This window comes from Streptomyces sp. NPDC042638 (assembly GCF_040647235.1).
Taxonomy (GTDB): Bacteria; Actinomycetota; Actinomycetes; order Streptomycetales; family Streptomycetaceae; genus Streptomyces; species Streptomyces rameus.
This window is the reverse complement of sequence record NZ_JBEZBT010000050.1, coordinates 53,174-64,683: the sequence shown is the minus strand read 5'-3', so window position 1 is coordinate 64,683 and position 11,510 is coordinate 53,174. Positions and strand designations below refer to the sequence as shown.

At 72.9% G+C, this 11,510-nt stretch carries 9 protein-coding genes; 2 read left to right on the top strand and 7 right to left on the bottom strand.

All coding sequences use genetic code 11. The annotated features are described in order from the left end of the window. The 5 genes from AB0B40_RS30380 to AB0B40_RS30360 all read right to left on the bottom strand — a co-directional run. The coding region (locus AB0B40_RS30380; protein WP_362266711.1) for an amino acid adenylation domain-containing protein at nucleotides 1–3,715 on the bottom strand (3,715 nt) is incomplete at its 3' end. 121 nt (nucleotides 3,716–3,836) lie between these two features. Next, complete coding sequence (locus AB0B40_RS30375; protein ID WP_345053046.1) at nucleotides 3,837–5,093, bottom strand: glutamate synthase-related protein; 1,257 nt, start codon at nucleotides 5,091–5,093, stop codon at nucleotides 3,837–3,839. After that, a complete protein-coding gene (locus AB0B40_RS30370) occupies nucleotides 5,090–6,079 on the bottom strand; it encodes an asparagine synthetase A (RefSeq protein ID WP_345053048.1) in 990 nt (329 codons plus the stop codon). The genes AB0B40_RS30375 and AB0B40_RS30370 overlap by 4 nt, the downstream gene beginning before the upstream one ends. Further along, nucleotides 6,076–7,350 (bottom strand): methylaspartate mutase, encoded by a 1,275-nt coding sequence (locus AB0B40_RS30365; RefSeq protein ID WP_345053097.1) that lies wholly within the window; start codon nucleotides 7,348–7,350, stop codon nucleotides 6,076–6,078. Before AB0B40_RS30365 ends, AB0B40_RS30370 begins: the two co-directional genes overlap by 4 nt. A 32-nt stretch (nucleotides 7,351–7,382) precedes the next feature. Further along, nucleotides 7,383–7,820, bottom strand: coding sequence for a cobalamin-dependent protein (locus AB0B40_RS30360; RefSeq protein WP_345053050.1), 438 nt, complete (start codon nucleotides 7,818–7,820; stop codon nucleotides 7,383–7,385). A gap of 229 nt (nucleotides 7,821–8,049) precedes the next feature. Here AB0B40_RS30360 and AB0B40_RS30355 point away from each other — a divergent pair, with 229 nt between their 5' ends. Together AB0B40_RS30355 and AB0B40_RS30350 are read left to right on the top strand one after the other, a co-directional pair. After that, the gene (locus tag AB0B40_RS30355; RefSeq protein ID WP_345053053.1) at nucleotides 8,050–8,343 is read left to right on the top strand and encodes a hypothetical protein; all 294 of its coding nucleotides are present in this window, start codon (nucleotides 8,050–8,052) and stop codon (nucleotides 8,341–8,343) included. Between the two features lie 38 nt (nucleotides 8,344–8,381). Continuing rightward, complete coding sequence (locus AB0B40_RS30350) at nucleotides 8,382–8,594, top strand: MbtH family protein (RefSeq protein WP_251094770.1); 213 nt, start codon at nucleotides 8,382–8,384, stop codon at nucleotides 8,592–8,594. 61 nt (nucleotides 8,595–8,655) lie between these two features. On the opposite strand, the gene AB0B40_RS30345 is transcribed toward AB0B40_RS30350, so the two are convergent. Both AB0B40_RS30345 and AB0B40_RS30340 read right to left on the bottom strand, forming a co-directional pair. Continuing rightward, a complete protein-coding gene (locus AB0B40_RS30345) occupies nucleotides 8,656–9,582 on the bottom strand; it encodes an ornithine carbamoyltransferase (protein ID WP_362266708.1) in 927 nt (308 codons plus the stop codon). 423 nt (nucleotides 9,583–10,005) lie between these two features. Then, on the bottom strand, nucleotides 10,006–11,352 hold the full coding sequence (locus tag AB0B40_RS30340; RefSeq protein ID WP_362266705.1) for an AAA family ATPase: 1,347 nt from the start codon (nucleotides 11,350–11,352) through the stop codon (nucleotides 10,006–10,008). Nucleotides 11,353–11,510 lie beyond the last annotated feature (158 nt).

Below are 11,510 nucleotides of genomic sequence, written 5' to 3'. Positions count from 1 at the left end.
CGGAGGTGAACATGGCGTACACCGGCTGGTCCGGATGGACCCGCACCCCCGGATCGCTCGCGTCCGGACCGGCGCCGTCCAGGCCGGCGACCTGGAGCAGACGGGCGCCGGCCGGGAGCTGCAGGCCGGTGACGGTCGTGTCCGTGAGGAAGTAGCCGATGCTCGACTGGGCGACGATCAGCTGGACGCGCTCCACGGGGTAGCGGGTGTCGAGCGGGACGTACACCGCGCCGGCCTTGACGACCGCGAGGGTGCTGACGACCGCGTCCACCGACCGCTCCTGGAAGAGCGCGACCCGGCTCCCGGCGCGGACCCCTTCCGCGATCAGCCGGTGCGCGAGCCGGTTCGCCCGCTCGTCCAGCTCCCGGTACGTCAGCCGCTGTGTGCCGTGCACGACGGCCACGGCGTCCGGGGTGCGGGCGGCCTGCGCGGCGAACAGCTCGCCCAGGCCCGCGTCGGCGCTTTCGGTGACCGGACCCGCCCAGCGCTCCAGCAGCAGTTCCCGCTCGGCGCGGGACAGCAGCTCCAGCTCCGTGACGGGGAGGTCGGGCGTCTCGGCCGCCGCTCCGAGCAGCCGTACCAGCCGTGCGGCCGCCGCCTCGATCGTGCCCGCGTCGTACAGGTCGGTGGCGTACTCGACGGTGATGTCCAGCCCGCCCGGTGTCCCGTCCGCCCCCCGGTGCTCCGCGAAGGAGAAGGTCAGGTCGAACTTGGCGGCCCGCAGCCAGGTGAACTCGGCGCGCGTGTCGAGGCCGTCGGCGACCAGGGTCGGCGTGGCCGCGTCGGTGAGGGTCAGCATGACCTGGAACAGGGGGTGCCGGGACGCGGAACGCTCCGGGTTGAGCACCTCCACCAGCCGGTCGAAGGGCAGGTCCTGGTGGGCCCAGGCGGCCAGGTCGGTCTCCCGGACCCGGGCCAGCAGCTCCCGGAAGCTCGGGGCGCCGCTCAGGTCGGTGCGCAGCACGAGGGTGTTGACGAAGAACCCGACGAGGTCGTCCAGCTTCTGGTCCGTACGGCCCGCGATCGGCGAGCCGAGCGGGATGTCGTGCCCGCCGCCGGAACGGGACAGCAGGGTCGACACCGCGGCCTGCGCCACCATGAACACCGAGGCCCCGGACTCCCGGGCCAGCGTCGCCAGCGTCGCGTGCACCTCGGGCGGGCAGTGCACCGTGTGCGTGGCGCCCCGGTAGGAGGCGACGGCGGGCCGCGGCCGGACCGCCGGCAGGGTGACCTCCTCCGGAAGCCCGGCCAGGGCCCCGCGCCAGAAGTCCAGCTGCCCCTGCTCGCAGCCCGCCAGCAGCTTCTCCTGCCACAGCGTGTAGTCGGCGTACTGCGCCGGCAGCGGCTCCCAGGCGGGGCGCTCCCCGCGCGCCCGGGTCGTGTACGCGGTGCTCAGGTCCCGCATCAGCGGCTGGTAGGACCAGCCGTCCGACACGATGTGGTGCATCACCACGAGCAGGACGTGCTCCCGCTCGCCGAGGCTGAACAGGCTGGCCCGCACGGGCAGTTCACCGGCCAGGTCGAAGGTCCGCGCCGCCTCGGCCGACAGCAGCTCCCCGACCGTCGCCTCGTCGGCCGCCGTGACCGGCAGCCGGACCCGCACCGTGTCCGCCGGCAGCACCCGCTGGTGGGTGCGGCCCCCCTCCGTGCCGAAGACCGTGCGCAGGCTCTCGTGCCGGCCCACCACGTCGGTGAACGCCGACTCCAGCGCCCGTACGTCGAGCGCGCCCCGGATCCGCACGCTCAGCGGGATGTTGTACGTCGCCGAGGGGCCCTCCAGCTGGTCCAGGAACCACAGCCGCTGCTGGGCCGCCGACAGCGGAAGCAGCCGGGGCCGCTCCCCGGCGGCCGTCAGCTCGGGGCGCCCGGACTCGCCGCCGCCGCTGGTGACGTACTCGGCGAGCAGGGCCACCGTCGGGTGCTTGAAGAACTCCCGCAGGGTGAGCTGGACGCCGAACGTGCCGCGCACGCGGCTGACCAGGCGGGTGGCGAGCAGGGAGTGGCCGCCGACGGCGAAGAAGTCGTCGTCGATGCCGATCGAGGGCAGTCCCAGCGCGTGCGCGAACAGGCCGCCGAGCACCTCCTCGACACCGTTGCGCGCCGCCCGGCCGTTCGCCGTCGTCCCGGCGCCGGGCGCGGGCAGCGCACGCCGGTCCAGCTTGCCGTTGGGGGTCAGGGGCAGCGCGCCGAGCGGGACGATCGCCGACGGAACCATGTACTCGACCAGCTCCCGGCCGGCGTACCGCGACAGCTCGGCGGTGTCGACGACACCCTCGACGGCCGGGACGACGTACGCCACCAGGCGCTTGTCGCCGGGGCGGTCCTCGCGGACGATCACCGCGGCCTGGTTCACGGACGGGTGACCGGTCAGCACCGTCTCGATCTCGCCCGGCTCGATGCGGTTGCCGCGCAGCTTGATCTGCTGGTCGGCGCGGCCCTGGAAGACGATCTCGCCGTGCTCGTTCCAGGCGGCCAGGTCACCGGTGCGGTACATGCGGCTGCCGGCCGGACCGTACGGGTCGGCGGTGAAGCGCTCGGCGGTGATGCCCGGGCGGCGGCTGTAGCCCTGCGCCAGGTGCGGTCCCGCGACGTAGAGTTCGCCGGTCTCGCCGGGGGCCGTGTGGCGCAGGTCGCCGTCCAGGACGTACATCGCGGTGTTGGCCATCGGGACGCCCAGGTGGAGGCGGTCCAGGGTGCGCACCTCGGGGGTGAAGGCCTGGTAGCTGCAGAAGACGGTGGCCTCGGTCGGGCCGTAGACGTGCACGACCGTGGTGTCCGGGCAGTGGTCGAGGACCTTGCGCAGGGCGGTCGCCGACAGCACGTCGCCGCCGGTCCAGATCTCCCGCAGCCGGGCCAGTCCGGCGATGGCCTCGCCGGCCATCGCGTCGAAGAGGGCGGTCGTGAAGTAGGCGGCGGTCACCTCGTGCCGGGTGATGGCCTCGCCCAGCTCACCGATGTCGATCTTCGGCGAGGACAGCACGACGGCCAGCCCGCCGCGCAGCAGCGGCACCCACAGCTCGTAGGTCGAGGAGTCGAAGGCCAGCGGTGAGTAGGCGAGCACCCGCTCGTGGGCCGCGGTGCCGAAGCCGGGGTCCAGGGCCAGCTCCACCACGTTGCGGTGGGTGTTGACGACCCCCTTGGGGGTGCCGGTGGAGCCGGAGGTGAACATCACGTACAGCGCCTGGTCGGGGTGGACCACGACGCGGGGCGCGGGCGCGGGGTCGTACGAGACCAGGCTCGCGTCGCTCACCCGCAGCACGGGAAGCTCCCCCGCGAAGGAGGTCTCCTCGTCGGTCCGCCGGTCCGTCACCAGCAGCACGGCGGAGGTGTTGTCGAGGATCCAGCTCTGCCGCTCGGCGCGCTGGCGCGGGTCCAGCGGGACGTACACGCCACCGGCCTTGAGGACGGCCAGCACGGTGACGACGTAGGCGAGGGAGCGGTCGAAGAGCAGGCCGACCGCGTCCGCGGGGCCCACGCCCGCCTCGATCAGCCGGTGCGCCAGGGCGTCGGAGGCCCCGTCCAGCTCCCGGTAGGTGAGTTCGCGCTCCGCGCCCACCAGGGCGACCGCGTCGGGGGTGCGGGCGGCCTGCGCGGCGAACAGCTCGTGCAGGGCGCCGACAGGGAGGTCCACCGCCGTGTCGTTGTACGCGGTGATGTGCGCGGGCACGCCGTCGGCGCCCGTGGAGAGAGCCGGTTCGGCTTGCTGCTGGGACATCTCGACACCTTTTCGGGAAGCTCGGTTGGCTGGTCTCGCGGCGGGCCGGGAGACCGACGGAGCCACGACGTGTGCGAAAACAGGGCGGTGCTGGTGGGACCGGGTGTGTGCCCCGGGGAGGTCAGGCGGGCGGCAGCAGGACGTCCTTGGCGTCCAGCGCGTCCACCCGGTACTTGCCGACGGCGCTGATCAGCAGCCGCAGCTCCAGCGCGATGCTCTCGACGAGCCGGACGAGACCGTCCTCGGCGTCCTCGTCGACCGCCAGCAGGGCGGCACGGCCCAGCCCGACGGCGTGGGCGCCGAGCGCCAGGGCCTTCACCGCCCGGGTGCCCTCCCACATCCGCCCGCTGGCCAGCAGGCAGTTGCCGGTGCGGCCGATCCGGGTCAGGCACTCGCCGAGGGGGAGCCCGACCTGGCCGAGGAACCCGCTGGGCGCCCAGGCCGTGCCGCCCTCGGCGCCGTCGACCGTGACGGAGTCCGCGCCGGCCGCCCACGCCGTGGCCGCCGCGAGCGCGACATCCCGGCCGGGGTGGAGCTTCACCCACACCTTCGCCCGCGGGAAGTTGTTGCGCATCAGCCGGATCTGCTGGCGCAGGATCTCCTCGGTGAAGGTGCCGGGGCTGCTGATCCGCAGCACCCGGTCGCCTCCGGCACCGAGCACCTCGTCGGTGGCGTACTGCTCGGCGACCCTCCCGGCGGCCTCGCGGCCCAGGACGGTCAGCCCGCCCAGTCCCGGCTTGGCGCCCTGGCCGACCTTCAGCTCGAAGGCCAGCCGGCCGGAGGCCAGCAGGGGTTCGCAGGCCGGGTCGCTGTAGAGGAGGTTCCACACCTCGGCGTCCGCGTCCTCGGTGGACTGCTGGACGACGACACCGCCGCACTCCTCGTCGCCGCTCGCCGCGGCGGCCTCGGTGTACGCGGTGATCCGGCCCAGCAGCGGCGAGACCTCGGCGTCGGCCGCGGCACGGTAGCCGTTGACCGGGACGACGTTCTCGCCGATGACCATCGGGATGCCCAGCCGCCCCGCCTGCCGGCCCGCCGCCTCGCCGAGGTCGCGGCTGGCGACCTGGGTGGAGCCGAACGCCGACACGTACAGCGGCAGCCGGGAGGTGAACCCGCCGATCACGGCGTCCAGTTCGACGTCCGTGTACAGCGGTTCGCGGGCCAGCTCGATCAGCTTCTTCAGCCGCTCCGGCATGAACACCGGGGGTACGATCCGGGCCCGCTCCAGCAGGTCGCCGGGGTCCTGCCCGGCCGGGACGGCGCCGAGCAGGCCCGTGCCGTAGCCCTCCAGCGCGGGGAAGGCGGCGGCGGCGCCGTGCCGGGCCCGGTGCCGTACCTGTTCCTCGGGGAAGCCGGTGGCGCTCAGCACGGCGCTCATGCCGACACCACTCCCGGGACCTTCGGGTAGGCGCTGGCCTCCCACGCCGCGGTGCGCCCGGCGACGTAGCGGGTGAAGCGCTCCAGACCGATGCCGAAGCCGGAGCTGGCGGGGATGCCGCGCCGGGCCAGGTCCAGGTACCAGCCGTACTTGGCCGGGTTCTCGCCCGTCTCCCGCATCCGGGTCACCAGGGCCGCGTAGTCGTGTTCCCGCTCGCTGCCGCTGGCCAGTTCGCCGTAGCCCTCGGGCGCGATCAGGTCGAAGTTGCGCAGGACGCCCGGCTGCTCCGGGTCCTCGCGGTCGTAGAAGCCGCGCGAGCCCTTCGGGTAGTCGACCACGAAGAACGGCCGGCTGCTCTTCGCGGAGATGATCTCCTCGCCCTGCCAGTCGATCTCGGCGCCCGGGTCCTGCGGGTGGCCCAGCGCCACCAGGTCGGCGGTCGCCTCCTTGTGGGTCGTACGGCCGAAGAGGCCCTGGACGACCTCGCGGAACGCGTCCGTGTCCCGGCCCAGCAGCTCCAGGTCGCCCGGCAGGCCGCGGACCACGTCGTCGACGACGTGGGCCACCAGCTGCTCGGCGACCTCCATCGCGTCCTCTCGGCGGGCGTCGCGTATCTCCACGTCTATCTGGTGGAACTCGGCGAGGTGGCGGTGCGTGACCGCTGTCTCCAGGGGCTCCAGACGGACGTTCGGCGCGATGTAGAAGATCTTGTCGAAGGCGAGCAGGGACGCCTGCTTGTACAGGATCGCGCTGGTCATCAACTTGTACTTGTGGCCGTAGAAGTCGACGTCGACCTGCTTGGAACCACGGATGCCCGGGTCGGTGACCGGACCGATCACCGGCGGCAGCAGCTCCTGGAAGCCGCGCCCGGTCAGGAACGCGCGGGTCGCGGCCAGCATGCGGGACTGGACCCGCAGGGTGGCGCGGGTGCTCTCCCGCATCAGGTGCTGGTCGGGCGAGGACGGGAACGCGGGCGTGCTGGTCATGCTGCTACCTCCTGGGTATGAGGGGTGTCATGGCGGCGCTGCACGAACGACAGCGCGTCGTACAGGCCCGCCGCCGTCAGCCGGCGGCCGCGCCGCGAGACGAGGCCGATGGGCATCGCCCCGGTCTCCGTCCACACCAGCCGGCCCTCGCGGTCGACGGTGCTCCGGGAGCGGCCCGCGTTGTCGGGGTGCAGGCAGTAGGGGACGTCCAGCAGACCGCGGGCGAACGCCTTCAGCAGCCCCCGGCCGAGATCCGCGTCCAGTTCGAGCACGGCGTCCACCAGGGCGCGGGCCTCGGCGTAGACGGGATTGCCGGCGAGGTCGCCACGCGGTACGGCCGCCGTGACGTGCCGGGCGGCGGCGGCCCGGGAGGCGACGCCCAGCGCCTCGACGTTCTCCTCCACCGTCGGGATCCGGTGCGACTCGGCCGTCGTCTTCACGATCAGCCGGGCCGCGCCCGTCTCCACGGCCAGCTCGGCGGAGCGCTCGAGGAGGTCCAGGGCGCCCCGCCGGGTGCTCGGATACAGGCCCATGTACGTGTAGAGGACGATGTGCCAGTCGGTGTCGGGCAGCAGCTCGCCGGCCAGCCGGCGCAGCGCGTGCACCGCCTCACGGTCCTGGGCGGGGCTGGTCTGCTGGGCGTAGCTGAGCGAGATGCTGCGCAGACCCGCCCGGTGGAAGAACAGTGCCTCCAGGGCGCTGATCGCCACCAGCAGCCCCGGCGGGCACAGCTGGCCGAGCATGCATCCGCCGAACGTCTCCAGGTGCGGTTCCGCGCCGGTCGCCCGCAGCGCCGCCAGCGCCTCGCAGCTCTCCTGCCAGTTGCGCACCGAGTCCAGCAGCGGGGTGCGCCCGTACGGCAGGCAGTACGACACCGGGCCGCCCTCGGTGGCGTCCAGGCCGACGCGGGCCAGCGCGGCGATGATGCCCTGGGGGCGGGCCGAGCCGTGCCGCACCTGCACCGGGAAACCGGCGTCGCGTACGCCGTCCAGCACCCAGGCCGCGGTGTGCGGGCTGTAGGAGGTGATCGGGAAGCCGTTGAGCGGGACCCGGTCGCGCAGCGCCCGCACCGCCGAGGGTTCGTCGCCCACCCGCGTGTAGCTGTCGATGGTGACGGTGCCGACGACCGCGTCCGCCGCCCCCTTGGTGGCCCGCAGGCCGGCCCGCATCAGCGCCGGGTCCGAGAACCCCATCCGCGGCTGCACCACGAGCGCCCCGCGGGCCTGCGCCTCGGCGACGAAGCGGCCGAAGGACGGCGGCCGCCGGTGCAGCGCGTTGACCGCGTCGGCCTTGTCGACCGCGTTCACCGTGTCACCGCCAGGGAGCCGACGAAGGACTCGAAGGCGGCGATGCCGGTCCCGTCCTGGAACACGGCGTCGAAGCCGGCCCGCATCAGCTCGGCGGCCTGCTCCTGGTCACCACCGCCGACACCGAGCTTGCCGCCGATCACGGACGGCAGACCCGCCAGCTCCCACCGCGACCTGACCGCCTCGATGAGGGGCCGGGCGTCGTTGAAGCCGTGCCCGTTGACACTGCTGACGACCAGCAGATCCGGTTCGAATTTGCAGCAGGATTCCACGATTTCGTCCTGGGGAACGCACGGACCCAGGTTGACGACCTTGTGCCCGAGGTCTTCGAGCAACAGCTGGATGAATACGAGGTTCCAGGTGTGCGCATCGGACGGCAGTCCGGTTACGACGACGTCCAGCGGCCCGGATCGAGGGCGATCCGCCCGTTCCACAGGCTTCATTGTTCGCTTCGTCCACATCATGGGGTGACAGGGGAGAAAGAGGCTCCGGCGGTCCCGGAACTTCCTTTCGGACATCACCGTAGATTCGCGCCGCCGCCGTTTCCGGCGTCCCCGGCGGCAACCGACAGGCAGGCGGGCAGCAGTTGGCGTCCGCCTGCCGCCGCCGGTCTCCGCGGGGCCCGACACTGGGGTGCACGACACCCGAGTGAGGAGTGAGGACATGACGGACACGCTGGAGGCAGTGCTGGACCGGGCACGCGAGGAGATCGACCGCAGTGAGGCCCTGGGGGAGGCTCAAGTCGCCGTGCTGGAGGCCGCATTGAGCCTGGTGCGAGCGGGCAGGCCGCGGCTCGCCGAGGCCCCGTCGGAGCGTGCGGAGCTGCTGCGCGAGGCGCTCGCCTCGGTCCGCGCGGCCACCGTCGCCACCGGGATCGCGGTCACCCGCGCGCACCGGAGCCCGGTTGCCGCACAACTGCCCGGCCTGCTGCCTGGCAAGGCGCCGGCGCGGATCTAGCGTCTTCTCCACAAGCCGACTTCGCAGAGGTGGACACCATGGCAACGAATCCGTTCGAGGACGCCGACGGCCGTTACGTCGTGCTGGTCAACGACGAGGGTCAGCATTCCCTCTGGCCCGCCCGCATCGAGCAGCCGGCCGGCTGGGAACTCGTGAAGGAAGAGAGCGGAAAGCAGGAATGCATGGAATTCATCGAGGCCAACTGGACGGACATGCGACCGCGTTCGGTCGTCGCGGCGCTCGCGGGCTGACACCGCGAAAGGGCCGGGCGGGCTGGAATTCTCCAGCCCGCCCGGCCCTTTTCCCGTCCGCTCAGCTCCCGGCGGAGACCACGCACCACTCCAGCACCGCCATCGCGGCCGTCATCTTGTGGTACGCCTGCCGCCAGGCGACGCTGCGCGGCCCGTCCAGCACCTCGTCCGTGACCTCCTGACCGCGCACGGCGGGCAGGTCGTGCAGGAACACGGTGTCCGGGCCGCCGAACCGGTCGAGGAAGGCGTCGTCGATCCGGAAGCCCTCGAAGTCCTTCAGCCAGTCGGGGTCGGCCTTGGGCACGCCCATCGTCTGCCAGCGGCTGGTGTACACCGCGTCGACCGGCCCCTCGACCTGGTCCGGGCTGGTGATCTGGGTGACCGCGGCCTTGCCGCCGGCCAGCTCGTCGGCGAGGTCCAGCTTGTCCTTCGGCACCTCGTAGCCACTCGGGCACAGCAGCGTCAGCCGCAGTCCCGGGCTGAGCGCCGTGGCCAGTGCGAGGGCGGCGCCGGAGCTGTTGCCCTCGCCGACGGCGAGGAGGTGCAGCCCGTCCAGCGAGTCGAACCGCTCGGTGAGCGTGGCCAGGTCCGCGACGGCCTGGGTGGGGTGCTCGTCCAGGCTGAGCGCGTTGACGACGGCCAGGTCCGGGCTGCTGCCGAGCCGCCGTATCTCCTCCACGTCCCCGTTGGTGCGCACCACCAGGGCGTCCAGGTACTGCCCGAGCACGCGCGAGGTGTCCTCGACGGTCTCGCCGGTGGACAGTTGCAGCTCGTTCGGGCCGTACGTGATGACGTCGGCACCCAGCCGGGTCGCCGCGCTCCAGAACGACGTACGGGTGCGGGTCGAGGACTTGCGGAAGTAGACGCCGACCTGCTTGCCGTCGAGCGACCTGTGATCGACGCCCTCGCGGCCGAAGAACACGGCCCGCCGCACGATCCGGTCCAGCTCGGCGGGCGTCAGGTCGGCGAGGGAGATGAGGTTGCGCATGGGTGGGGTGCCTTTCGTGGAGAAGGGGGTCGCGGATGCGTAGGAAGTCCGGGCGGCCGGCTCTTCACCCGGCCGGCCCCGCCGCCGGCCGGGTCTTCCGCCGGGCAGGTCTTCCGCCGGGCGGGTCTTTCGTTGGCGGGGCGGGTCTGCTGTGGGTGGGGTCTTTCGTTGGCCGGGCCGGTCTGCCGTCGGTGGGGTCTTTCGTTCGCCGGGCGGTCTGCCGTCGGTGGTGGGGTTCTTCGTTGGCCGGGCGCGTCCGCCGTCGGTGGGGTCCTTCATCGACCGGGTCGGCAGGGGCTTCCGTTGGCCGGGCGCGTCCGCCGTCGGTGGGGTTCTTCGTTGGCCGGGCCGGTCCGCCGTCGGGGGGCCTTCGTCGGGCCCCCGCGGCTTTTTCGCCGGTCGGCCCCCGGTGGGGCCGGCGGCTCAGTCGGCGGCGCCGACCAGGTCCGCCGCCGGTCGCCGCGCGGTCATCAGCTCGCGGACCAGGTTCAGCACCGTGAACCCGACGGGCCCGCCCGGCTCCGTCGCGTGCTGGCGGACAAGGCCCCGGAGCAGCAGGCCGTGCACGTCCCGGGCGGTCTCGGTCAGCGGCCTGCCGTTCGCGCGGGCGGCGGCGTCCACCGTCCACGGCTCGGGCAGGGCCGCCAGGGTGGTGAGCAGGTCGGCGGTACGGTCGTCCAGTTCGGCCAGCGCGGAGCCCAGCTGCTCGCCGAGCGTGCCGCCCGGCTCCGAGGTCGCCGGCGTGACCCCGTCGACGAGGAACAGCGGGGTCGCGCGGGCGATCTCCAGAAGCTGGTCCGGCGAGTACAGCAGCAGCCAGGAGGCGGCGGCCTCCAGAGCCCGCGGGATGCCGTCCACGCGGTGGCAGATGTGGGCGAGGGCGGTCGTGACCGCGTCGGTGGGCAGCAGGTCGGGACGCATGTGGCTGACGTACGACAGCATCAGCTCGACGGCGGGCCGGCCGGCGACCAGCGAGTCGCCCGGCAGGGCGGACTCGGCGGCGCTCGGTGCCGGAGCGGGCAGCGGGGCCAGCGGCAGCAGCCGTCCGGCCGGGGGCTGGGTCACCCGCCGCGAGGTGACGACGGTCTTCAGCCGCTCACAGGCGCGCAGCAGGTTCAGCAGGGCGGGCAGCGCGGGCGCCGAGTCGTCGAGTCCGTCCAGCACGATCAGGGTCGGCTTGTCCCCGATGACCGAGGTCAGCTCCTCGAAGCGGTCGCCGTCGCGGATCAGCGAGCGGACCCACCCGGCCAGTGGTGCCTGCGGACCCTGCTCCGGGCCGGCGTCCGCGGCACGGTCCATGGGGACCCACAGCACCGGCATCCGGTCCCGGGCGTGCAGCACCAGCGCGGCCTCCTGGGCCAGCCGGGACTTGCCCACGCCGGGCAGCCCCACCAGGGTCAGCAGCCGGTCGTGCCGGTTGTCCAGCCGGTCGGTCAGCGCCTCCAGTTCGGCACGGCGGCCGACCAGCGGACGCAACGGGGTCGGGGGCGCGGCCAGTTCGGCGCTGTAGAGGGACTGCAGGACCCGGCCCGCCGCGTGGGCGTCGGCGGCCAATTCGAGCTCGATCCGCCGGGCATCGCTCATACGCATGGCATTCGCCAGCAGTTTGAGTGTTTCTTTACGAGGGTTTCGTACACGGCCCTGCTCCAGGTCCCGGATGGCGCGCACGCTCACCGTGGCAAGCCCGGCCAGCTGTGCCTGGGTGAGCCCAGCCCGCCGCCGTGCATTCTGCAGCAGCACATCGAGACCGGGTGTGGACTCGGAATTCATAGGTCTCCCCCTTATCCTCAGATTCTTGGCCACATGCCAGGTTGGCGACCCGAGTCGACGAGGTGCCTGCCAACGAGGAAGAGACTGGACGAACCGCTTCCCGAACGATTCCCGTCGCAGTACCGCAGCGTTCCGCATGCCGTTACGATCGCCCAGCG

What these genes read in the sequence shown, in the direction of transcription:
- AB0B40_RS30340 (WP_362266705.1), bottom strand. Translation starts at nt 11,352, where the DNA reads ATGAATTCCGAGTCCACACCCGGTCTCGATGTGCTGCTGCAGAATGCA.
- AB0B40_RS30350 (WP_251094770.1), top strand. Translation starts at nt 8,382, where the DNA reads ATGGCAACGAATCCGTTCGAGGACGCCGACGGCCGTTACGTCGTGCTG.
- AB0B40_RS30345 (WP_362266708.1), bottom strand. Translation starts at nt 9,582, where the DNA reads ATGCGCAACCTCATCTCCCTCGCCGACCTGACGCCCGCCGAGCTGGAC.
- AB0B40_RS30375 (WP_345053046.1), bottom strand. Translation starts at nt 5,093, where the DNA reads ATGAGCGCCGTGCTGAGCGCCACCGGCTTCCCCGAGGAACAGGTACGG.
- AB0B40_RS30355 (WP_345053053.1), top strand. Translation starts at nt 8,050, where the DNA reads ATGACGGACACGCTGGAGGCAGTGCTGGACCGGGCACGCGAGGAGATC.
- AB0B40_RS30370 (WP_345053048.1), bottom strand. Translation starts at nt 6,079, where the DNA reads ATGACCAGCACGCCCGCGTTCCCGTCCTCGCCCGACCAGCACCTGATG.